The 21,765-nt window shown below is 67.0% G+C and carries 20 protein-coding genes; 16 read left to right on the top strand and 4 right to left on the bottom strand.

Annotated features, from left to right (window positions below; all coding sequences use genetic code 11):
- The 3 genes from CCZ27_RS06410 to CCZ27_RS06420 form a co-directional block, all read right to left on the bottom strand.
- Window positions 1-1,197 carry an MFS transporter gene (locus CCZ27_RS06410; RefSeq protein WP_232516582.1) on the bottom strand — a complete coding sequence of 399 codons (1,197 nt, stop codon included), beginning with the start codon at window positions 1,195-1,197 and terminating at the stop codon, window positions 1-3.
- A gap of 83 nt (window positions 1,198-1,280) precedes the next feature.
- Window positions 1,281-2,276 (bottom strand): HpcH/HpaI aldolase/citrate lyase family protein, encoded by a 996-nt coding sequence (locus CCZ27_RS06415; RefSeq protein ID WP_096446593.1) that lies wholly within the window; start codon window positions 2,274-2,276, stop codon window positions 1,281-1,283.
- 133 nt (window positions 2,277-2,409) lie between these two features.
- A complete protein-coding gene (locus CCZ27_RS06420) occupies window positions 2,410-3,402 on the bottom strand; it encodes a malate dehydrogenase (protein ID WP_096446595.1) in 993 nt (330 codons plus the stop codon).
- 223 nt (window positions 3,403-3,625) lie between these two features.
- On the opposite strand from CCZ27_RS06420, the gene CCZ27_RS06425 reads away from it, so the two are divergent.
- The 16 genes from CCZ27_RS06425 to moaE all read left to right on the top strand — a co-directional run bounded on the left by CCZ27_RS06425 (window position 3,626) and on the right by moaE (window position 21,055).
- Window positions 3,626-4,354 carry a GntR family transcriptional regulator gene (locus CCZ27_RS06425; RefSeq protein ID WP_096452270.1) on the top strand — a complete coding sequence of 243 codons (729 nt, stop codon included), beginning with the start codon at window positions 3,626-3,628 and terminating at the stop codon, window positions 4,352-4,354.
- Between the two features lie 129 nt (window positions 4,355-4,483).
- Window positions 4,484-4,873, top strand: coding sequence for a succinate dehydrogenase, cytochrome b556 subunit (gene sdhC, locus CCZ27_RS06430; protein WP_096446597.1), 390 nt, complete (start codon window positions 4,484-4,486; stop codon window positions 4,871-4,873).
- Window positions 4,867-5,214, top strand: coding sequence for a succinate dehydrogenase, hydrophobic membrane anchor protein (gene sdhD / locus CCZ27_RS06435; RefSeq protein ID WP_096446599.1), 348 nt, complete (start codon window positions 4,867-4,869; stop codon window positions 5,212-5,214). Before sdhC ends, sdhD begins: the two co-directional genes overlap by 7 nt.
- Window positions 5,215-5,216: 2 nt before the next feature.
- Window positions 5,217-7,010: a succinate dehydrogenase flavoprotein subunit gene (sdhA, locus tag CCZ27_RS06440; RefSeq protein WP_096446601.1), complete on the top strand. Its 1,794-nt coding sequence runs from the start codon at window positions 5,217-5,219 to the stop codon at window positions 7,008-7,010.
- Window positions 7,011-7,029: 19 nt separating this feature from the next.
- Window positions 7,030-7,740, top strand: coding sequence for a succinate dehydrogenase iron-sulfur subunit (locus CCZ27_RS06445; protein WP_096446603.1), 711 nt, complete (start codon window positions 7,030-7,032; stop codon window positions 7,738-7,740).
- Window positions 7,741-7,759: 19 nt separating this feature from the next.
- Complete coding sequence (locus CCZ27_RS06450; RefSeq protein WP_096446605.1) at window positions 7,760-8,008, top strand: succinate dehydrogenase assembly factor 2; 249 nt, start codon at window positions 7,760-7,762, stop codon at window positions 8,006-8,008.
- A 66-nt stretch (window positions 8,009-8,074) separates the two neighbouring features.
- Window positions 8,075-9,370: a citrate synthase gene (gltA, locus tag CCZ27_RS06455; RefSeq protein WP_096446607.1), complete on the top strand. Its 1,296-nt coding sequence runs from the start codon at window positions 8,075-8,077 to the stop codon at window positions 9,368-9,370.
- A gap of 157 nt (window positions 9,371-9,527) precedes the next feature.
- Window positions 9,528-12,383 (top strand): 2-oxoglutarate dehydrogenase E1 component, encoded by a 2,856-nt coding sequence (locus CCZ27_RS06460; protein ID WP_096446609.1) that lies wholly within the window; start codon window positions 9,528-9,530, stop codon window positions 12,381-12,383.
- 24 nt (window positions 12,384-12,407) lie between these two features.
- A complete protein-coding gene (gene odhB / locus CCZ27_RS06465; protein WP_096446611.1) occupies window positions 12,408-13,607 on the top strand; it encodes a 2-oxoglutarate dehydrogenase complex dihydrolipoyllysine-residue succinyltransferase in 1,200 nt (399 codons plus the stop codon).
- A gap of 86 nt (window positions 13,608-13,693) precedes the next feature.
- Window positions 13,694-15,118: a dihydrolipoyl dehydrogenase gene (gene lpdA / locus CCZ27_RS06470; protein WP_096446613.1), complete on the top strand. Its 1,425-nt coding sequence runs from the start codon at window positions 13,694-13,696 to the stop codon at window positions 15,116-15,118.
- A gap of 79 nt (window positions 15,119-15,197) precedes the next feature.
- Window positions 15,198-16,325 carry a cell division protein ZapE gene (gene zapE, locus CCZ27_RS06475; protein WP_096446615.1) on the top strand — a complete coding sequence of 376 codons (1,128 nt, stop codon included), beginning with the start codon at window positions 15,198-15,200 and terminating at the stop codon, window positions 16,323-16,325.
- Between the two features lie 82 nt (window positions 16,326-16,407).
- Complete coding sequence (yoaA, locus tag CCZ27_RS06480) at window positions 16,408-18,366, top strand: DNA repair helicase YoaA (protein ID WP_096446617.1); 1,959 nt, start codon at window positions 16,408-16,410, stop codon at window positions 18,364-18,366.
- Window positions 18,367-18,542: 176 nt separating this feature from the next.
- Entirely contained in the window at window positions 18,543-19,037 is a 495-nt protein-coding gene (gene mobB / locus CCZ27_RS06485; protein WP_096446619.1) for a molybdopterin-guanine dinucleotide biosynthesis protein B, read from the top strand.
- Window positions 19,034-20,239 (top strand): molybdopterin molybdotransferase MoeA, encoded by a 1,206-nt coding sequence (locus CCZ27_RS06490; RefSeq protein WP_096446621.1) that lies wholly within the window; start codon window positions 19,034-19,036, stop codon window positions 20,237-20,239. Before mobB ends, CCZ27_RS06490 begins: the two co-directional genes overlap by 4 nt.
- Before the next feature lie 18 nt (window positions 20,240-20,257).
- Window positions 20,258-20,509: a molybdopterin converting factor subunit 1 gene (gene moaD, locus CCZ27_RS06495; protein ID WP_096446623.1), complete on the top strand. Its 252-nt coding sequence runs from the start codon at window positions 20,258-20,260 to the stop codon at window positions 20,507-20,509.
- Between the two features lie 3 nt (window positions 20,510-20,512).
- Window positions 20,513-21,055 carry a molybdopterin synthase catalytic subunit MoaE gene (gene moaE, locus CCZ27_RS06500; protein WP_232516583.1) on the top strand — a complete coding sequence of 181 codons (543 nt, stop codon included), beginning with the start codon at window positions 20,513-20,515 and terminating at the stop codon, window positions 21,053-21,055.
- 96 nt (window positions 21,056-21,151) lie between these two features.
- Here the strand turns inward: moaE and CCZ27_RS06505 are convergent, their stop codons facing one another.
- Window positions 21,152-21,658 (bottom strand): phasin family protein, encoded by a 507-nt coding sequence (locus tag CCZ27_RS06505; RefSeq protein ID WP_096446627.1) that lies wholly within the window; start codon window positions 21,656-21,658, stop codon window positions 21,152-21,154.
- Window positions 21,659-21,765 lie beyond the last annotated feature (107 nt).

Below are 21,765 nucleotides of genomic sequence, written 5' to 3' on the forward strand. Positions count from 1 at the left end.
TCAGCCCTTGCCGCCCTCCGCCGGCCCGAGCGGTGCGAGGCGGCGCAGGCGCAGCGCGATGCCCAGCACCGCCGCAGTGCACAGCCCGAGGATGGCCACGACCGCCGTCCAGCGGCCGTCGTACCAGGCGATGCCCGACAGGCTGCCGATGCTGCTGCTGCCCAGGTAGTAGCAACACAGATACACGGCGGCGCCCAGGGCGCGCCGTTCCTGCGCCCGGCGCCCGACCCAGCCGCTGGCGAGCGAGTGGGTGGCGAAAAAGCCGAAGGTGAAGACCGCCACCCCGGCGATGATGACGGCGAGCGTGTCCGACAGCGTCAGCAGCAGGCCGCCGAGCATGATCGCCACCATGATCCACTGCACGTTGCGGCGGCCGTGGCGGTCGGCCAGCAGTCCCGCCCACGCCGACGCCCAGGTGCCCACGACGTAGAGCAGGAAGATCGCGCCGATCGCGCTCTGGCTCAGCCCGAAGGGTGCGTCGCCGAGGCGGAAGCCGAGGTAGTTGTAGAGGCCGATGAAGGCCCCCATGGCGAGAAAGGCGGTGAGGAACAGCCAGGGCAGGCCGGCATCGGCGAACAGGTCGCGCGCGTCGCGGACGATGCGGCCGATCGACGCCGCGCGCGGCCTGAAATGGCGCGATGGCGGCAGCCGGCGCCAGAACACCGCCGCGGCGATCACGCCCAGCACGCCCAGCACCGCCAGGGCGACGCGCCACGACCCCCATTCCGTGAGCAGCGCCGCGAGTACGCGGCCGCTCATGCCGCCCAGCGCGTTGCCGGCAATGTAGAGGCCCATGGCGCGCCCCTGCGCGTTCGGTGCCACTTCTTCGCCGAGATAGGCCATCGCCGCCGCCGGCAGGCCGGCGAGCGTTGCGCCCAGCAGCGCGCGCAGCACCAGCAACTGGCCGAAATCGGAAACCAGGGCGCAGCAGATCGACAGCACCGCCGCCAGTGCGAGCGCCCCCTTCATCACCGGCTGGCGGCCGACGCGGTCGGCGAGCACGCTGGCGGGGATCAGCGCCAGTGCCAGTGCCGCGGTGCCGGCGGACACGGTGAGGCTGGCACTCGCCGGGTTGACGCCGAACGAGGCGGCGAACAGCGGCAGCATGGGCTGCGTGCCGTACAGCAGGGCGAAGGTCGCGAAGCCGCCGACGAACATCGCCAGGTTGGCGCGCTGGAAGGCGGGCGTGCCCGCCATGAGGCGATCGTCTGCGGTGGCCGCCGGCGAGGGCCGGCCGGATGGGGGGGCGGGCACGGGGCGTCCGCAGCGGCCGGGTGGCCTCAGTTCGCGAAGAAGCGGCTGCGCGCGGCTTGCGGCAGCGCCATGCCGGTCTGCTGCGCGCGTTGCAGCAGCTCCCAGTAGTAGCGATAGGACGCCCGGTCGTGCAGGCGGCCGCCGTGCTGGATGGGGCCCCAGGCGACGTCCTGCGCGGCGGCGAGGATCTCCGTCGCCTCCTCGACCTCGGAGAAGTCCGGGCGCATCGCCTCGACGATGGGCAGGATCTGGTTCGGATGGATGCTCCACATCCGCAGGTAGCCGAATTCGCGGCGGGCGCGCTCGGCATCGCGGCGGATGAAATCGACGTCCTTCAACTCGGTGGTCACGTTGTGCGACGGAACGACGCCGCAGGCCAGCGCGGCGGCGGAGATCTCCGTCTTGGCGCGCACGATCAGCGGGTGCTCGAACTGCCCTGGGCTCTTCATCGCTGCGCCGGGAATGGCGCCGTGATGGCCGGAGACGAAGTCCATCAGGCCGAAGTCGAGCGACTCGACGCCGTCCTGCGCGGCGATCCGCCACACTTCGCGCAGTGCGCCGTGGGTCTCGATCAGCACGTGGACCGGCAGCGGCCGGGGCACGCCCGCCGCGGCCTCGATGTGCCGCAGCCGGGCGATCTGCGCCGCGGTATCGGTCGCGGACCGCACCTTGGGCAAGGTGATGAAGGCCAGCCGCGGGCCGGCGCCGCCGACCAGGATTTCGAGGTCTCGCTCCCAGTGCGGATGGGTGATGTCGTGGATGCGCGCGCCGACGCGCCCGAAGCGGTTGTCGGCGCCGTTGACGATCTCGACCACCATCTGCGCATGCCCGGCTTCGGCGCCGGCGCGCGCGCCGTCCTCGCAGTCGCAGGTGAGGTCGAAGACCGGGCCGAGTTCCTGCTGCAGCGCAAGGGCCTTGCGCATGAGCTTTTCCGAGCCGGCGTAGTGGTCGACGGCGGGCAGGGCGGGGAAGGGCTTTTCACCGGCGAACAGGACGTCGCGCGGATGTGTGGGGGTACTCATCTTGTGGCGGCTCCGGGGCGTCTGCGGTCGGGAGGCGGGCTAGGATAGCAGCGGTCCGGTCGACGAAAAAGCGCGCGGCCACGGCCGCGCGCTCTCGATGCCCGGGGCCGGCCGGCGAATGCCGGCCGCGCGATCAGCCGAGCAGGTCCTTCACGCCTTCGCGCTCTTCCAGCAACTCGTTCAGCGTGTTGGTCATGCGCTCGCGCGAGAAGGCGTCGATGTCCAGGCCCTGGATGATCTTGTATTCGCCGTTCTCGGTCGTGACCGGAAAGCCGTAGATGATGCCTTCGGGGATGCCGTACGAGCCGTCCGACGGAACGCCCATGGTGACCCATTCGCCGTTCGAGCCCAGCACCCAGTCGCGGATGTGGTCGATGGCGGCATTGGCGGCCGAAGCCGCGGACGACAGGCCGCGCGCCTCGATGATGGCGGCGCCGCGCTTGCCGACGGTGGGCAGGAACACGTCGCGGTTCCAGGCTTCGTCGTTGATCAGGCTCTTGACGGCGTCGCCGTTGGAGGTCACGAAGCGGTAGTCGGCGTACATGGTGGGCGAGTGGTTGCCCCACACGACCAGGCTCTTCAGGCTGGACACCGCGCGGCCGGACTTGGCGGCGAGCTGCGACAGGGCGCGGTTGTGGTCCAGGCGCAGCATGCCGGTGAAGTTCTTCGCCGGCACGCGGCCGTACTTCTCGGCGGTCTTCATGGCGATGTAGGCATTGGTGTTGCAGGGGTTGCCCACCACCAGCACCTTGCAGTCCGGAGCGGCGTACTGGCCGATCGCGGCGCCCTGCACGGTGAAGATCTTGGCGTTCTCGGTCAGCAGGTCCTTGCGCTCCATGCCGGGGCCGCGCGGGCGGGCACCCACGAGCAGGGCGACCTGGGCGTCCTTGAACGCGACGTTGGGATCGTCGGTCGCGATCATGCCGGCCAGCAGCGGGAAGGCGCAGTCTTCCAGTTCCATCATCACGCCCTTGACGGCCTTCTGGGCCTGGGGCAGATCGAGCAACTGGAGAATGACGGGCTGGTCCTTACCCAGCATTTCGCCGCTGGCGATGCGGAACAGCAGGCTGTAGCCGATCTGGCCGGCGGCACCGGTCACTGCGACGCGGACGGGGGCTTTGCTCATGTGGTGACTCCCTCAAAAAAGACTGACTGGCTGATCGATGATGCGTGCCGATGGCGCCGGCTTCGAACGATCCGGGATGGATCGGAAGACGGCTTACCGGGCAGCCTCCAAGGCGCCCAGATGTTAGAAGCAAGGCAGGGGCGTGTCAAATGAGGTCCTTAATCTTATATAAGACATAAGACATGACATGGACGTGCCGGAAAATTTGTGTTTCAATACTTGCATGTCGCACGACGCCCCGACCTTCAGTCCGCTCTACCGCCAGATCAAGGCCTTGATTCTGCAGGCGCTTGAGGCGGGGGAATGGCGTCCGGGTCAGGCCATCCCGAGCGAGCAGGAGCTCGCCGCCCGTTTCAGCGTCTCCCAGGGCACGGTCCGCAAGGCCATCGACGAAATGGCGGCAGACAACCTCCTGGTGCGCAAGCAGGGCAAGGGGACCTACGTTGCGTCGCACAACGATCCGCGCGCGCTATTCCGCTTTTTACGCCTGGTGCCGATGGATGGCAACCTCTCCCATCCGCAGAGCGTGCCGCTCGACTGCTGGCGGGCGAAGGCGGGGCAGGAAGCGTCGCGCATGCTGGGCATCGAGCCCGGCGCACCCATCATCATCCTCCGCCGTCTTCTCAGGTTCGGCGCCAAGCCGGTGGTCATCGACGAGATCTACCTGCCCGGCGACCTGTTCCAGGGCCTGAACCTGGAAGTGCTGCAGGACTGGAGCGGATCGCTGTACAGCCTGTTCGAGACGCGTTTCGGCATGCGCATGATCCGCGCGCAGGAGCGCATCCGCGCCGTGGCGGCCGACCGTTCCGCGGCCGAGGCGCTGAAGCTGGCCGAGGGCACGCCGCTGCTGTCGGTCGAGCGCGTGACCTATACATATGGCGACAAGCCGGTCGAGTGGCGCCGTGGCCTGTATTCCACGGCCGATCATTTTTACTTGAACGAGCTCAATTGAATTGGACGCCTTGCCGTCCGGGTGGGGCCGGTGTCAGGCTGATGTCAGCGGGCTTCGGCTAGAGTCGAGGATTGTGGGGTTTTGGGAGTCAGCGGCGGATGGCCGCCGCACATGTCGAGGGGAGTCTTCATGTCAGAAGTGACAGTACGCAAACAAAGGCCGAAGCACCTGGCCGTGAACGAGATCCGGCTGCCGCTGCCGGGGATCGTGTCGATTCTTCACCGTGTCAGCGGGGCCGGGCTGTTTCTGCTGCTGCCCTTCCTGCTGTACCTGCTGGATCGCAGCCTGGGTTCGCCCGAGAGTTTCGCCACCTTCGAGGCCGTCGTCGGCCATCCGCTGGTCAAGCTGATACTCCTCGGTCTGCTGTGGGCCTTCCTGCATCACTTCTGTGCCGGTATCCGCTTTCTCGCGCTCGATCTCCACAAGGGGCTGGAGCTGCAGGCCGCGCGCAACTCGTCGCGCATCGTTCTGATCGTGAGCATCGCGCTCACCGTGATCATCGGGGTGAAGCTGTGGTGAATCGCAAAGTCGTCGGCGCCCACTACGGGCTGAAGGATTGGATCGCGCAGCGCGCGACCGCGGTGTACATGGCGCTCTACACGGTCGTGTTCGCAGTCTGTGCGCTGACCCTGCCGGAGCTGTCGTACGAAGCCTGGTCGGGTCTGTTCTCGAACGGCGTGTTCAAGTTTCTCTCCTTCCTGTTCTTCCTGTCGGTGTTCTATCACGCCTGGATCGGCGTGCGCGACATCTGGATGGACTACGTCAAGCCTGACGGCCTGCGCCTGGTGCTGCATCTCGTCACCCTCTTCCTGCTCGTCGGCTATGCCGGCTGGGCGGCCCAGATTCTTTGGAGGCTGTAAGCGTGAACGTCGCGAAGCGTACCTTTGATGCGGTCATCGTCGGCGCCGGCGGTGCCGGCCTGCGTGCGGCCCTGCAACTTTCCGAAGCCGGTCTCAAGACAGCAGTGCTCACCAAGGTCTTCCCGACCCGCTCGCACACCGTGGCGGCGCAGGGCGGGGTGGCTGCCTCGCTGGGCAACACCACCGAGGACAACTGGCACTGGCACATGTACGACACCGTGAAGGGCTCGGACTGGCTGGGCGACCAGGATTCCATCGAATTCATGGTGAAGAAGGCCAACGAGGTCGTCGTCGAACTCGAACACTACGGCATGCCCTTCGACCGCACCGACAACGGCAAGATCTACCAGCGCCCGTTCGGCGGCCACTCGATGAACTACGGCCAGGCGCCGGTGATGCGTTCCTGTGCCGCCGCCGACCGTACCGGCCACGCCATGCTGCACGCGCTCTACCAGCGCAACGTGCGCGCCAACACCCAGTTCTTCGTCGAGTGGAACGCGCTGGACCTGATCCGCAACAGCGAAGGCGACGTGCTCGGCGTGACCGCGATCGAGATGGAAACCGGCGAGGTCTCCATCTTCCACGCCAAGGCGACGATCTTCGCCACCGGCGGCGCGGGCCGCATCTTTTACAGCTCCACCAACGCCTTCATCAACACCGGCGACGGCCTGGGCATGGCGGCGCGCGCCGGCATCCCGCTGGAAGACATGGAGTTCTGGCAGTTCCACCCGACCGGCGTGGCCGGCGCGGGCGTGCTGATCACCGAAGGCGTGCGTGGCGAAGGCGGCATCCTGCGCAACAGCAGCGGCGAGCGCTTCATGGAGCGCTATGCGCCCAACCTGAAGGATCTGGCCTCGCGCGACGTCGTGTCCCGCTCCATGGTCACGGAAATCAACGAAGGCCGTGGCTGCGGTGCCGACAAGGACCACGTGCTGCTCGACATCACCCACCTGTCGCCCGAGACCATCATGAAGCGCCTGCCCGGCATTCGCGAGATCTCGATCCAGTTCGCCGGTGTGGACCCCATCAAGGCGCCGATCCCGGTGGTGCCGACCGCCCACTACCAGATGGGCGGCATTCCGACCAACTACAAGGGCCAGGTCATCGCGCCGAAGGACGGCAACCCGAACGTGCCGGTGGTCGGTTTCTACGCCGCCGGCGAATGCGCCTGCGCCTCGGTGCACGGCGCCAACCGCCTGGGCACCAATTCGCTGCTCGACCTGCTGGTGTTCGGCAAGTCGGCGGGCGAGAGCGTGGTCGAGGACTTCACGTCCGGCAACCTGACGCTGAAGCCGCTGCCGGCCGACGCCGCCGACGCTTCGCTGGCGCGCATCGCCCGCCTCGAGAACCAGAAGAACGGCACCGACGTGCATGAAGTGCGCCTGGCCATGCAGCGCACCATGCAGAAGCATGCCGGCGTGTTCCGCTTCAAGGACCTGCTGTCCGAAGGCGTCACCCGCATCCTGGAAGTGGCCGAACAGTCGCTGCATACCGAGATCACCGACAAGTCCAAGGTCTGGAACACCGCGCGCACCGAAGCGCTCGAACTCGACAACCTGATCGAGGTCGCCAAGGCGACCATGGTGTCGGCCGAGGCACGCAAGGAATCGCGCGGCGCCCACGTCCGCGACGACGCGCCGGACACCGCCGAGCATCCCAACGGCCGCGACGACCAGAACTGGCTCAAGCACACCCTGTGGTACCGCGACGGCAACCGCCTCGACTACAAGCCGGTGAACCTGAAGCCGCTGTCCGACGACGTGGAACCCATCGCGCTCGCCAAGCGTACCTACTGAGCGCGGGAGAACAGATCAAATGACCAAGCGTACCGTTCAATTTAAGATCTACCGCTACGATCCGGACAAGGACGAGAAGCCCTACATGCAGGACATCTCGGTCGAGCTCGAACAGTCCGACAAGAAGCTGCTCGACGCCCTGGTGCGGCTGAAGGCCAAGGACGACACCCTGTCCTTCCGCCGCTCCTGCCGCGAAGGCGTGTGCGGCTCGGACGCGATGAACATCAACGGCAAGAACGGCCTGGCCTGCCTGACCGACGTGGACAGCGTGGCGCAGCCGATCACGCTGCGTCCGCTGCCGGGGCTGCCGGTCATCCGCGACCTGATCGTGGACATGACCCAGTTCTTCAAGCAGTACCACTCGATCAAGCCCTATCTGGTCAACAACGATCCGCCGCCGGAGCGCGAGCGCCTGCAGACCCCGGAAGACCGCGAGGAACTCAACGGTCTGTACGAGTGCATCCTGTGCGCCTGCTGCTCGACCTCCTGCCCGTCGTTCTGGTGGAACCCGGACAAGTTCGTGGGGCCGGCCGGCCTGCTTGCCGCGTACCGCTTCCTGGCCGACACGCGCGACCAGGACACGAACGAGCGCCTCGACAACCTCGAGGACCCGTATCGCCTGTTCCGCTGCCACTCCATCATGAACTGCGTCGACGTCTGTCCCAAGGGTCTGAACCCGACCCGTGCGATCGGCAAGATCAAGGACATGATGGTCCGCCGCGCGATCTGATCCGGGCGGGCGGAACGACATGAGCATCAACCGGGGACGCGTGCGCTGGCAATGTCGTCGGGCTCTGCTGGAGCTCGACCTTGTCCTCACGCGCTTCCTCGAGCAGCACTTCGATCGTCTGACCGACGATCAACTGGCGGATCTGGACGACCTGCTGCGCTGCGACGACTACGACATCTGGGCGATGGTCAACGGCAGCAAGGCATGCGAGGCGGACCGCTGGAAGGAGATGATCGGCCTGCTGAGCCAGCGCGCCCCGGGCGCCTGATCGGCCAGGCTGGTCATGGGAAACGGGAGCAAGTCGTAAGAAAACTTCTTGATGAAGGGACGATCCATGAGCACTGAGCGCAATGCAACCCTCACCGTCGACGGGAAGACTGTCGAATTCCCGGTCATGACCGGTACCCATGGCAACGACGTGATCGATATTCGTACCCTGGGTGCGAAGACCGGTCTGTTCACCTACGACTCCGGTTTCCTGTCGACCGCAAGTTGCAAGTCCACCATCACCTTCATCGATGGTGACAAGGGCGAACTGCTGTACCGCGGCTACCCGATCGAGCAACTCGCCGAGAAGTGCAACTTCCTCGAAGTGGCCTACCTGCTGAAGAGCGGCGAACTGCCCAACCAGCAGCAGAAGACCGAGTTCGAGTCGATCATCAAGAACCACACGATGCTGCACGACCAGATGACGAAGTTCTTCTCGGGCTTCCGCCGGGATGCGCATCCGATGGCGGTGATGGTGGGCGTGGTCGGCGCGCTGTCGGCGTTCTATCACGAAGCGATGGACTTCTCCGATGCCGCGCATCGCAATATCTCGATCAACCGCCTGATCGCCAAGCTGCCGACCATCGTCGCGATGGCCTACAAGTACAACAGCGGCCAGCCCTTCATGTACCCGCGCAACGATCTCGACTACACGGCGAACTTCATGCACATGATGTTCGGCACGCCGTGCGAGAAGTACGAGCCGAACCCGGTGCTCGTGCACGCGCTGGACGTCATCTTCACGCTGCACGCCGACCACGAGCAGAACGCCTCGACCTCGACCGTCCGACTGGCCGGCTCGTCGGGCGCCAACCCGTTCGCGTGCATCTCGGCCGGCATCGCCTGCCTGTGGGGGCCGGCGCACGGCGGCGCGAACGAGGCGTGCCTGAACATGCTGGAAGAGATTGGCGACGTGTCGCGCGTCGGCGAATACATCAAGCGTGCCAAGGACAAGAACGACAGCTTCAAGCTGATGGGCTTCGGCCACCGCGTCTACAAGAACTTCGACCCGCGTGCCAAGCTGATGGGCAAGGTCTGCGCCGACGTGCTGGGCGAACTGGGCCTCGAGAACGACCGCCTGTTCAAGCTCGCCAAGGAACTCGAGAAGATCGCGCTGGAAGACGAATACTTCGTCGAGAAGAAGCTGTACCCGAACGTCGATTTCTACTCGGGCATCGTGCAGAAGGCCCTGGGCATCCCGACCTCGATGTTCACCTGCATCTTTGCGCTGGCCCGTACCGTGGGCTGGATCACCCAGTGGGAAGAGATGATCACCGATCCGGAATACAAGATCGGCCGTCCGCGCCAGTTGTACGTCGGTGCGGCGCGACGCGACGTGCCGGCGATCGAGCAGCGTCCGTAAGCGTCGATGGAGAGGGAGGGGAGGCTCCATCGAAACCAGCTCCAGCGGGATGGTCGCGGCTTTGCGGCCATCCCGTTTTTCCTTCGGGCAGCGGGTTCGCGCTGACCGTCAGAACACCCCCAGGCAGGACAACAGAAGACCAAAGGTGGCTTTCATCATGATGAAGCAACTCGAACAAACTTCGCACCTGTTCGGCTCGAACGCGCCGTTCATCGAAGAGCTTTACGAAAATTACCTGGCCGACCCGGCCTCGGTCGCCGACGAGTGGCGCGACTACTTCGACAAGCTGCAGGCCCAGGCCGGCGCGGCGACGCGCGACGTGGCCCACGGCCCGGTGATCGCGGCTTTCGAGCAGATGGCCAGGCGCGGCCCGGTGCGCACCGTCGTCGCCGCGGGCGGCGAGGACAAGCGCCAGGTGTCGGTGCTGCAACTGATCAACGCCTACCGCTTCCTCGGCAACCGCTGGGCGAACCTCGATCCGCTCAAGCGCACGGAGCGTCCGCAGATCGCCGAACTCGAGCCGTCCTACTACGGCTTCACCGAGGCCGACCTGTCGCAGACCTTCAACGTCGGCTCCTTCCACGGCTTCTCGACCGAGCACGCCAGCCTGCGCGAGATCCTCGAGGCGCTGCGCCAGACTTATTGCGGCTCGATCGGCGCCGAATACATGTACATGACCGACATCGGTCACAAGCGCTGGATCCAGAGCCGCCTCGAGAGCGTGCGCGGCATGCCCAAGTTCTCGGTGGAGATGAAGAAGCGCTTCCTCGAGCGCACCACCGCGGCCGAGACGCTGGAGCGCTACCTGCACACCCGCTACGTCGGCCAGAAGCGCTTCTCGCTCGAAGGCGGCGAGACGTCCATCGTGGCGATGGACGAACTGATCCGCGTTGCCGGCAGCCTCGGCGGCCAGGAAGTGGTGATCGGCATGGCGCATCGCGGCCGCCTGAACGTGCTGGTCAACACGCTGGGCAAGTCGCCCGCGATGCTGTTCTCCGAATTCGAAGGCAAGGCCGCACTCGACCTCACCGCCGGCGACGTCAAGTACCACCTCGGCTTCTCGAGCGACGTCATGACCCCGGGCGGCCCGATGCACCTGACGCTCGCGTTCAATCCGTCGCACCTCGAGATCATCAATCCGGTGGTGGAAGGCTCGGTCTATGCGCGCCAGGTGCGCCGCAAGGACACCGAGAAGAGCCAGGTCGTCCCGGTGCTGATCCACGGCGACGCCGCCGTCGCGGGCCAGGGCGTCAACCAGGAGATGCTGAACTTCTCGCAGACGCGCGGCTACGGCACCGGCGGCACGGTGCACATCGTCATCAACAACCAGATCGGCTTCACCACCTCCGATCCGCGCGACTACCGCTCGTCGCTGTACTGCACCGACATCTTCAAGATGGTCGAGGCGCCGATCTTCCACGTCAATGGCGACGACCCCGAAGCGGTGGCCTTCGTCACCGCGCTGGCGGTGGAATTCCGCCAGCAGTTCAAGAAGGACGTGGTGATCGACATCGTCTGCTTCCGCAAGCTCGGCCACAACGAGCAGGACGAGCCGATGGTCACGCAGCCGCTGATGTACCGCAAGATCCAGCAGCACCCGGGCACGCGCAAACTGTACGCCGACCGCCTGATCGCCGAAGGCACCTGCAGCGGCGACGAGCCCGACAAGATGATCGCCGAGTACCGCGAGCACCTGGACAAGGGCGAACTGCTGTACAACCCGGTGCTGTCGGGCCATCAGCGCCAGTTCTCGACCGACTGGTCGCCCTATCTGAAGCAGCCTTACACCGACGAGTGCGACACCTCGATCCCGGTGCAGGAGATCAAGCGCCTCGGCGAACGCCTCGCGACCGTGCCGGAGACCTTCGCGCTGCATTCGCGCGTGAAGAAGATCATCGACGATCGCGGCGCGATGGCGCGCGGCGAGCTGCCGCTCGACTGGGGCATGGGCGAGAACCTCGCCTACGCCAGCCTGCTGGCTCAGGGCTTCGGCGTGCGCCTCTCCGGCGAGGACGTCGGCCGCGGCACGTTCTTCCACCGCCACGCCGCGCTGCACGACCAGAAGCGCGAACGCTGGGACGAGGGCACCTACAAGCCGCTGGACCACATCCAGGACGGCCAGGCGAGCTTCCAGTGCTACGACTCGGTGCTGTCCGAAGAAGCGGTGCTCGCCTTCGAGTACGGCTACTGCACCGCCGAACCCAACGAACTCGTGGTCTGGGAAGCGCAGTTCGGCGACTTCGTGAACGGCGCCCAGGTCGTCATCGACCAGTTCATCAGTTCGGGCGAGGCCAAGTGGGGCCGCCTGTCCGGCCTGGTGATGCTGCTGCCGCACGGCTACGAGGGGCAGGGCCCCGAGCACTCGTCGGCGCGTCCCGAGCGCTTCATGAGCATGGCCGCAGAGAACAACTGGCAGGTCTGCGTGCCGACCACGCCAGCGCAGATCTTCCACCTGCTGCGCCGCCAGATGATCCGCAAGCTGCGCAAGCCGCTGATCATCATCACGCCGAAGTCGCTGCTGCGCCACAAGGAAGCGGTGTCGTCGATCGACGAACTCGCCAGCGGCCACTTCCAGACGGTGATCCCGGAGATCGACAACCTCGATCCGAAGAAGGTCAAGCGCGTCGTGCTGTGCCAGGGCAAGCTCTACTACGAACTGCTCGCGCATCGCCGCGAGAACAAGATCATCGACACTGCCCTTGTTCGCCTGGAGCAGCTCTATCCCTTCCCGGCGCAGGAGTTCGCCAAGGCCATCAACCAGTTCCCGAATGCGAAGGAAGTGGTGTGGTGCCAGGAAGAGCCGCGCAACCAGGGGGCGTGGTACTGGCTGGCCTCGCGCCAGTACCTCGTCAATGTGCTGGGCACCAAGCGGCGTCTGCTGCTGGTCAGCCGGCCGGCTGCCGCCTCGCCCGCGGTGGGCTACTACGCCAAGCACAACCAGCAACAGAAGGCGGTCATCGAGAATGCCTTCGGTCCGATCCAGGACACCACGCCGCAGTCACCCAACGTATAACGAAGCGAATCGGGAGAGAGTTCCATGCTGATCGAAGTCAAAGTTCCACAGTTGTCCGAATCCGTGTCCGAGGCCACGCTGGTCTCCTGGCACAAGAAGGAAGGCGATGCCGTCTCGCGCGACGAGAACCTGATCGACATCGAAACCGACAAGGTCGTGCTCGAGACGCCGGCGCCCGCCGACGGCGTGCTGGTGAAGATCATCAAGGGCAATGGCGGCACCGTCACCTCCGGTGAGCTCATCGCGCAGATCGACACCGAGGCCAAGGCGGCCGCCGGCGCCGCGGCACCGGCGGCTGCAGCCCCGGCTGCTGCGGCGCCCGCGCCCGCGGCGGCGCCTGCCGCCGCCGGTGCGGCCAGCCCGGCTGCGCGCAAGATCCTCGAAGAGAAGGGCATCGCCGCCGCCGACGTGGCGGGCTCCGGCCGCGGCGGCCGCGTGACCAAGGAAGATGCCGTCGTCGCCCAGGCGCCGCGCGCCGCCGCTGCCGCCGCGCCGGCCGCAGCCTCCGTCACGCTGGCCGGCGATCGTCCGGAAGAGCGCGTGCCGATGACGCGCCTGCGCGCCCGCATCGCCGAGCGCCTGATCCAGTCGAAGAACGAAAACGCCATCCTGACCACGTTCAACGAAGTGAACATGGGCCCGGTCATGGCGCTGCGCAAGCAGTACGGCGAGAAGTTCGAGAAGACCCACGGCGTGCGCCTGGGCTTCATGGGCTTCTTCGTCAAGGCCGCCGTGGCCGCGCTGAAGAAGTTCCCGATCCTGAACGCCTCGGTCGACGGCAACGACATCGTCTATCACGGCTACATCGACATCGGCATCGCGGTCGGTTCGCCGCGCGGCCTGGTGGTGCCCATCCTGCGCAACGCCGAAGCGATGTCCATCGCCGAGATCGAGAAGAAGATCGCCGAGTTCGGTGAGAAGGCCAAGAACGGCAAGCTGTCGCTGGAGGAACTCTCGGGCGGCACGTTCTCGATCTCCAACGGCGGCGTGTTCGGCTCGATGCTGTCGACGCCGATCATCAACCCGCCGCAGTCGGCCATCCTCGGCATCCACGCCACGAAGGACCGCCCGGTGGTGGAAAACGGCCAGATCGTGATCCGTCCGATCAACTACCTCGCCATGTCCTACGACCACCGCATCATCGACGGTCGCGAGGCGGTGCTCGGCCTGGTGACGATGAAGGAAGCGCTGGAAGATCCGGCCCGCCTGGTCCTCGACGTCTAACACACGACCCAGCCGGGGCGCACCGCGCCGGAAAGCTTCGTCTTCCGGCCCGCGTGTGCCCCGTTCTTTCCGAGAGGGAGAACTCAATGTCTCAGCAATTCGACGTCCTAGTCATCGGCGGCGGTCCCGGCGGCTACGTGGCCGCCATCCGCGCGGCGCAACTCGGCTTCAAGACCGCCTGCTGCGAATCCAACCCCTATGCCGATCCGAAGGGTGAGCCGCGTCTGGGTGGCACCTGCCTCAACGTCGGCTGCATCCCCTCCAAGGCGCTGCTGCACACCTCGCACCTGTTCGAGGAGGCCGGCCATGCGTTCGAGGCCCAGGGCATCAGCGTCGGCACGCCCAAGATCGACGTCGCCAAGATGATCACCCGCAAGGCCGGCATCGTCGACCAGCTCACCGGCGGCATCAAGGGCCTGTTCAAGAAGAACAAGATCACGCTGCTGAACGGCCACGGTTCCTTCGTCGGCCAGGTGGACGAGGGCTGGCAGGTGAAGGTCGGCGAAGAAGTCGTGACGGCCAGGCAGGTCATCGTCGCCACCGGTTCGTCGGCACGCCACCTGCCGGGCATCCCGGTCGACAACAAGATCGTCTGCGACAACGTCGGTGCGCTCGACCTCGACGCGGTGCCGAAGAGGCTCGCGGTGATCGGCGCCGGCGTGATCGGCCTCGAGATGGGCTCGGTGTGGCGCCGCCTCGGCGCCGACGTCACGGTGCTCGAAGCCATGCCGGAGTTCCTTGCCGCCGCCGACCAGGACGTGGCCAAGGAAGCGCACAAGGTCTTCGCCAGGCAGGGCCTGAAGATCCACCTCGGTGTCACCATCGGCGAGGTCAAGCTGGGCAAGAAGGGCGTCGTCATCGCCTACAAGGACAAGGACGGCGCCGACCAGAAGCTCGAGGCCGACCGCCTGATCGTGTCCGTGGGCCGCGTGCCCAATACCGAGGGCCTGAATGCCGAAGCCGTCGGGCTGAAGATCACCGAGCGCGGCATGATCGAGGTCGACGGCCATTGCCGCACCAACCTGCCCGGCGTGTGGGCGGTGGGCGACGTGGTGCGCGGCCCGATGCTGGCGCACAAGGCGATGGAAGAGGGCGTGATGGTCGCCGAACTGATGGCGGGCCAGGCCGGCCACTGCAACTTCGACACCATCCCGTGGGTGATCTACACCAGTCCGGAGATCGCCTGGGTCGGCAAGACCGAGCAGCAACTGAAGGCCGAAGGCGTGGCCTACAAGGCCGGCAAGATCCCCTTCCTCGCCAACGGCCGCGCGCTCGGCATGGGCGAGCCGACCGGCTTCGTCAAGATGCTGGCCGACGCCAGCACCGACCGCATCCTCGGCGTGCACATCATCGGCGCCAACGCGTCGGAGCTGATCTCCGAGGCGGTGGTGGCGATGGAGTTCGCCGGCTGCAGCGAGGACCTGGCGCGCATCTGCCATGCGCACCCGACGCTGTCCGAGGTGGTGCACGAAGCCGCGCTGGCGTGCGACAAGCGGCCGCTGCACTTCTGAGCTGAAGTATCCTCGCGGGGTGAGTGCGAGGGTCCTCCTCGCACTCACCCTTTTCCGTCAACCGCCATCCTTCATCAAGATGCCCCATCGCACCCTCAAGGTCGCCGAGCACGGCATGCTCGACGCCTACGACGCCCAGCTCAAGGCGCGCGGCTACAGGTCCGACCCGGCGCAACGGGCCGCGGTCCAGCGCCTGCAGCGGCTCTACACCGATCTGCTTTCGTTCAAGGCGGCGCGCAGCAGTGCGCTGCGCAAGCTCTTCTCGCGCCCGGCGATGCCGCGCAGCGTGTATTTCTGGGGCGGGGTGGGGCGCGGCAAGAGCTTCCTGATGGACTGCTTCTTCGATTCCGTGCCCTACAGGCGCAAGCGCCGCACCCACTTCCACGCCTTCATGCAGGAAGTGCAGAACGATCTGAAGAACTTCAATCACGAGCCCGACCCGCTGCAGAAGGTCGCCGACCGCATCGCCCGCCAGACGCGGCTGCTGTGCTTCGACGAGTTCCACGTCTCCGACATCGCCGACGCGATGATCCTCGGCCGCCTGCTCGACGCCTTGTTCGCGCGCGGCGTGATCTTCGTCATGACCTCCAACTACCCGCCCGACGGCCTCTATCCGAACGGCCTGATGCGGGTCAATTTCCTGCCGACCATCGAGATGATCAAGCGCCGCTTCGACGTCGTCGAGGTGGATCACGGCACCGACTATCGCCTGCGCCAACTGGAGAGGATCGAGATCTACCTCGTCCCCGCCGACGAGAGCGCCGAGCGCAAGATGCGCGATGATTTCCGCCGCCTGGCCGGCGGCGACGGACAGGGCGGAACCATCGAGATCGCCGAGCGCAAGCTGCCGGTCGTGCGCCGCGCGCCCGGCGTGATCTGGTTCGACTTCGCCACGCTGTGCGGCGGCCCGCGCTCGCAGAACGACTACCTCGAGATCGCGCGCGAGCACCACTCCGTGCTGCTGTCGGACGTGCCCTGCATGCTGGCCGGCAATGCCGCCGAGGCGCGCCGCTTCACCTGGCTGATCGACGTGCTGTACGACCATCGCGTCAAGCTGATCATGAGCGCGGCCGTCGAGGCGCATGAACTCTACGTCGAGGGCCAGAATGCGCACGAGTTCGTGCGCACGGTGAGCCGCCTGGTCGAGATGCGCTCGCGCGACTACCTGGCCGAGGCGCACCGGGTGGAGGCGGTCGGCGCGGCGTAGGCGGCGCCGGCGCAAACCCGCGCCGCCCGCATCGCGCACCTTCCGGGCCCTTGCCTCCCGCCCCATCCGACGAACCGACCCGATGTCCGATCCCGCACCGATCTTCGCTCCGGACGGCCCGCTGGCCGCTGCGATTCCCGGTTTTCGCGCGCGTCCGCAGCAGATCGAGATGGCGCAGAAGATCGCCGAGGCGATCCACGGCAACCGGGTGCTGGTGGCCGAGGCCGGCACCGGCACCGGCAAGACCTTCGCCTATCTGGTGCCGGCATTGATGGCCGGCGGCAAGGTCATCATCTCCACCGGCACCAAGACGCTGCAGGACCAGCTCTTCAACCGCGATCTGCCGACCGTGCGCGCGGCGCTCAAGGTGCCGGTGTCGATCGCGCTGCTCAAGGGCCGGGCGAACTACGTCTGTCCCTACCATCTCGAGCGCAACGCGCGCGACGGCCGCTTCCTCACCGCCCAGGACGCGGCCGACCTGCGCGCCATCGAGCGCTTCGCCAGGGCCACCGCGACCGGCGACAAGGCCGAATGCACCGACGTGCGCGAGGATTCCGCGGCCTGGATCGCCGCCACCTCCACCCGCGACAACTGCCTCGGCCAGGACTGCCCCAACGTCAAGGAATGCTTCGTCATGCAGGCGAGGCGCTCGGCAATGGAGGCCGACGTGGTGGTGGTCAATCACCACCTGTTCTTCGCCGACGTGATGCTGCGCGACGAAGGCATGGGCGAACTGCTGCCGGCCTGCAACGCGGTGATCTTCGACGAGGCCCACCAGTTGCCCGAGACGGCCAGCCTGTTCTTCGGCGAGAGCGTGTCGACCTCGCAGGTGCTGGAACTGGCGCGCGACACGCGCTCGGAGACGCTGGCCGCGGCGCGGGACTGCATCGCCCTGATCGACGAATCGCGCAAGCTGGAAAAGGCCGCGCGCGACCTGCGCCTGGTGTTCGGCAACGAGGCCACGCGATTGTCAGCCGCGCAGGCCGCCGAGCGCGACGCGTTCGCGCCGCAACTGGAAGCGCTGCAGAAGGCGCTCGATACCTTCCATTCCGTGCTCGACACCCAGGCCGAGCGTTCCGAAGGGCTCGCCAACTGCCTGCGGCGCACGCAGGAAATGGGCGAAAGGCTGGCGCGCTGGCGCAACCCGCAGGAGAAGGAACTGATCCGCTGGGTGGAGGTATTCGCCCAGTCGCTGGCCCTCAACGCCACGCCGCTGCACGTGTCGGACGTGTTCAAGCGCCAGCTCGACGGCCATCCGCGGGCGTGGATCTTCACCTCGGCCACGCTCGCGGTGGGCAGGGACTTCGGCCACTACTGCCGCGAACTCGGCCTTGCCTGGCTGGAACCGCCGCCGCTGACCGAGGTATGGGGCAGCCCCTTCGACTACGGCGAACAGGCCCTGCTGTATGCGCCGGCCGACATGCCCGAACCGAACGCGCCCGACTACACCGAGGCGGTGGCGCGCGCGGCGCTGCCGCTGATCCGTGCGGCGCGCGGGCGGGCCTTCGTGCTGTGCACCTCGCTGCGCGCGATGCGCCGCGTGCACGAACTGATCGCCGACGGCCTGCAGCGCTCGGGCGACGCCCTGCCGCTGCTGCTGCAGGGCGAGGGATCGCGCACCGAACTGCTCGAACGCTTCCGTCGGCTGGGCAACGCGGTGCTGGTCGCGAGCCAGAGCTTCTGGGAAGGCGTCGACGTGCCGGGCGACGCGCTGTCGCTGGTGGTGATCGACAAGCTGCCGTTCGCGCCGCCCGACGATCCGGTGCTCGCCGCGCGCGTCGAACACATGCAGCGGCAGGGGCTCAACCCCTTCGTCCATCACCAGTTGCCGCGCGCGGTGATCAACATGAAGCAGGGCGCCGGCCGCCTCATCCGTACCGAGCGCGACCGCGGCGTGCTGTGCATATGCGATCCGCGCATGATCGGGAAGTCCTACGGCAAGGTCGTCTGGCGCAGCCTGCCGCCGATGCGGCGCACGCGCGTGGAAGCCGACGCGGTCGCCTTCCTGCAGGCCCTGCCGCCGCCGAAATCCTCCGGCTAAGAGCCGCGGTCGGCAGGTGGCCACCGCCGCGGCGGCATCCGGAAGGCGGGTGCCCCCGCCGCCCTGCGGGCCGGAGCGCAACGGCGGCGCGCCGTCCTTGACCTTGCTCCGGGCGACCCCGCGCACATTGCGTTATCCTCCCCTCTGCCCGAGAAACGGGGACCTCCCTGCAAACGATGAAAGTCATAGGCATGGCCGGCTGGTCCGGCTCCGGCAAGACCACGCTGGTCGAAAAACTGATCCCGCACTTCACCGCGCGCGGCCTGCGCGTGTCGGTCATCAAGCATGCCCACCACGGTTTCGACCTCGACCGCCCCGGCAAGGACTCCTACCGCCATCGCGAGGCGGGTGCGGTTCAGGTGCTGATGCTGTCCAACGAACGCTGGGTGCTGATGCACGAGTTGCGCGGCGCGCCGGAGCCGACGCTGGAAGAGCAACTGCGCCTGCTCGCACCCTGCGATCTGGTGCTGATCGAAGGCTACAAGGAGGCCGCCGTGCCGAAGATCGAGATCCATCGCCCGTCGCTGGGCAAGCCGCCGCTGTGGCCGGAGAATCCCCACGTCGTCGCCGTCGCCTCCGATGCCGACATCGACTGTCCGCTGCCGCGGCTGCCGCTCAACGAGCCGGCTGCCGTCGCCGCCTTCATCCTGGAATATCCCGACGTCCAATGAATGCCCCCATGCTTTCCTTCGACGAGGCGCATGACACGCTGCTCGGCTTCGTGCGCCCGGTGCGCGAGATCGAACAGATCGACACCTTCGTCGCTTGCGGCCGCGTGCTCGCGGTGACACAGCATTCCGGCCTGGCGCAGCCGCCGATGGACAACTCGGCGATGGACGGCTACGCGCTGCGCGCGGCCGACGTGCCGGCGCCCGGGACGCGCCTGCCGGTCAGCCAGCGCATCCCGGCCGGCAGCGTCGGCCACGCCCTGGCCGCGGGCACCGCGGCGCGCATCTTCACCGGCGCGCCGCTGCCGCCGGGTGCCGATACGGTGGTGATGCAGGAACTGTGCGAAGTCGACGGCGACGCGGTGGTGGTCAACCACGTACCGCGCACGGGCGAATCGGTGCGCCGCGCCGGCGAGGACATCGCGCTCGGCGCCGAGGTCCTGCCCGCCGGCCTGCGCCTGACGCCGCAGGCCGTCGCCCTGGCGGCCTCGATCGGCCTCGCGCAACTGCCGGTCTACCGGCGCGTGAAGGTGGCGATGTTCTCCACCGGCAGCGAACTCGTGATGCCCGGCGAGGCGCTGCCGCCGGGGGGGATCTACAATTCCAATCGCTTCCTGCTTTATGCCCTGCTCACCGGCCTGGGCTGCGAGGTCGCCGATTTCGGCATCGTGCCGGACGATCTCGCCGCAACGCGCGAAGTGCTGCGGCGGGCGGCCCAGGGGCACGACCTCATCCTGACCAGCGGCGGCGTGTCGGTCGGCGAGGAGGATCACGTCAAGCCGGCAGTGGAGGCCGAAGGCAGCCTCGACATGTGGAAGATCGCGATGAAACCGGGCAAGCCGCTCGCCTGTGGCCGGGTGCATGGGGCCGCCTTCATCGGCCTGCCGGGCAACCCGGTGTCGAGCTTCGTCACGTTCGTGATGCTGGTGCGGCCTTTTCTGCTCGCCACGCAGGGCGTCGCCGACGTCGCGCCGGTCGAACTGGCGTTGCGCGCCGACTTCGACTGGCCGCAGCCGGACCGGCGGCGGGAGTTTCTGCGGGCGCGCATGAATGCCCAGGGTGGCGTCGAACTTTTCGCCAGGCAGGGTTCGGCCGCGCTGAATTCCACCGTATGGGCGAACGGGCTCGTCGACATCCCGGCGGGGCAGGCTGTCGCGCGGGGCGACGCCGTGCGCTTCCTGCCCTATGCCGGATTGCTGAACTGAAGGATCGGAGCCTCTGCAATGGGAGTCAGGATTCTCTACTTTGCCGCCCTGCGCGAAGCGCTGGGCGTTTCCGCCGAAGAGTTCGACCTGCCGCCGGGCGTCGCCAGCGTGGCCGCCCTGCGCGACTGCCTCGCCGCCCGCGGCGGTAGCTGGCAGCGGCTGGCGGCGGGCAGTGTCAAGGCGGCCGTCAATCAGCACATGGCCGGCGGCGATGCGCCGGTCGGGCAGGGCGACGAGGTCGCCTTCTTTCCGCCGGTCACCGGCGGCTGATCGATGGAGCAACGACGGATGGCCGGGCGGGACGGGATCGTCAGCGTGCAGGAGGCCGATTTCGATGTCGGCGCGGAGATCGCGGCGCTGGGCGGCGAACGCAGGGATGTCGGCGCGGTGGCGACCTTCGTCGGCCTGGTGAGGGAGGCGAACGACGGCAGCGGCGTCTCGGCGATGACGCTGGAGCACTACCCCGGCATGACCGAGCGCGCGCTCGGCGAGATCGTCGCTCAGGCGCGCTCGCGCTGGCCGCTGCTGTCGGTGAGGGTGATACACCGCGTCGGGCGGCTGGTGCCGGGTGATCGCATCGTGTTCGTCGGCGTGGCGGCGTCGCATCGCGGCGAGGCGTTCGCGGCCTGCGAATTCATCATGGATTACCTCAAGACCCGCGCGCCTTTCTGGAAGCGCGAGGAGACGCCGGCCGGTGCGCGCTGGGTCGATGCGCGGGAAGGCGACGACGCGGCGGCCGCACGCTGGTCAGGGGATGCCGCAGCGGCTGCCGGCGCAGGGGAGCAGGGACAGGACACCCGCCGGCGGGGCCGCTGACGCGGCGATGCCGGGCCGAATGCAGGACGGCGCCTTGCGGCGCCGTCCTTTTTTCACCGGACCCCCTCGCTGGCGGCGGTCCGGCCACCGTCGGCCTTACTTGCGGCCTTTCGTGCCTTGCTGCGTGAAAGCCTGGAAAGCCTCGGTCGACGCGCGGGTCATCTGCTCGAAGGCGGCGCGCGTGGTTTCCATCGCGGACTGCATCGCGCCCAATGCGTTCTGATCGGTGATCGGCATCCCCTTGAACATCTTCTGCATCGCCTCGAAGACGTCGTGGCTGCCGGTCGTCAACTGCTCGCCGACCAGCTTCCCCACTTCGGCCTGCGTACGCGTCGTGATCTCGGCGATCTCGCGGGCACAAGCCAGCATCTTTTCGGTGGTGCTCTGCGCAAACTGGGTGCGCAGATCCATCATTTCCTTCGGGTCCTTCACCGTGGACAGCGCCTTGGCGTTATGCACGCCTTCCTCGAACAGAGTCTTCGCGGTCGTCACCTGGATTTCCATGATGCGCTGGGAATTCTCGATGGAAAGCTGTGCCAGCCGCATGGCAGCTTCCAGGTTTTTCTTCTGAAGTTCGTTCATCTGCTCTTGCTTTCCGGCCATACACATTCTCCACTCTCACGGATAATAGGAATTTTGCGAGGTCCGGACGGGCCTATTCATCATTGGTATGACGCTGACCGGGCCAGATTCCCGCCCGCCTCTTATTG

Source organism: Thauera sp. K11, assembly GCF_002354895.1.
Lineage (GTDB): Bacteria > Pseudomonadota > Gammaproteobacteria > Burkholderiales > Rhodocyclaceae > Thauera > Thauera sinica.

Coding starts and splice junctions, on each gene's coding strand:
- CCZ27_RS06410 (WP_232516582.1), bottom strand. CDS start 1,197: ATGGCGGGCACGCCCGCCTTCCAGCGCGCCAACCTGGCGATGTTCGTC.
- CCZ27_RS06415 (WP_096446593.1), bottom strand. CDS start 2,276: ATGAGTACCCCCACACATCCGCGCGACGTCCTGTTCGCCGGTGAAAAG.
- CCZ27_RS06420 (WP_096446595.1), bottom strand. CDS start 3,402: ATGAGCAAAGCCCCCGTCCGCGTCGCAGTGACCGGTGCCGCCGGCCAG.
- CCZ27_RS06425 (WP_096452270.1), top strand. CDS start 3,626: ATGTCGCACGACGCCCCGACCTTCAGTCCGCTCTACCGCCAGATCAAG.
- sdhC (WP_096446597.1), top strand. CDS start 4,484: ATGTCAGAAGTGACAGTACGCAAACAAAGGCCGAAGCACCTGGCCGTG.
- CCZ27_RS06445 (WP_096446603.1), top strand. CDS start 7,030: ATGACCAAGCGTACCGTTCAATTTAAGATCTACCGCTACGATCCGGAC.
- CCZ27_RS06450 (WP_096446605.1), top strand. CDS start 7,760: ATGAGCATCAACCGGGGACGCGTGCGCTGGCAATGTCGTCGGGCTCTG.
- gltA (WP_096446607.1), top strand. CDS start 8,075: ATGAGCACTGAGCGCAATGCAACCCTCACCGTCGACGGGAAGACTGTC.
- CCZ27_RS06460 (WP_096446609.1), top strand. CDS start 9,528: ATGATGAAGCAACTCGAACAAACTTCGCACCTGTTCGGCTCGAACGCG.
- odhB (WP_096446611.1), top strand. CDS start 12,408: ATGCTGATCGAAGTCAAAGTTCCACAGTTGTCCGAATCCGTGTCCGAG.
- lpdA (WP_096446613.1), top strand. CDS start 13,694: ATGTCTCAGCAATTCGACGTCCTAGTCATCGGCGGCGGTCCCGGCGGC.
- zapE (WP_096446615.1), top strand. CDS start 15,198: ATGCCCCATCGCACCCTCAAGGTCGCCGAGCACGGCATGCTCGACGCC.
- yoaA (WP_096446617.1), top strand. CDS start 16,408: ATGTCCGATCCCGCACCGATCTTCGCTCCGGACGGCCCGCTGGCCGCT.
- mobB (WP_096446619.1), top strand. CDS start 18,543: ATGAAAGTCATAGGCATGGCCGGCTGGTCCGGCTCCGGCAAGACCACG.
- CCZ27_RS06490 (WP_096446621.1), top strand. CDS start 19,034: ATGAATGCCCCCATGCTTTCCTTCGACGAGGCGCATGACACGCTGCTC.
- moaD (WP_096446623.1), top strand. CDS start 20,258: ATGGGAGTCAGGATTCTCTACTTTGCCGCCCTGCGCGAAGCGCTGGGC.
- moaE (WP_232516583.1), top strand. CDS start 20,513: ATGGAGCAACGACGGATGGCCGGGCGGGACGGGATCGTCAGCGTGCAG.
- CCZ27_RS06505 (WP_096446627.1), bottom strand. CDS start 21,658: ATGGCCGGAAAGCAAGAGCAGATGAACGAACTTCAGAAGAAAAACCTG.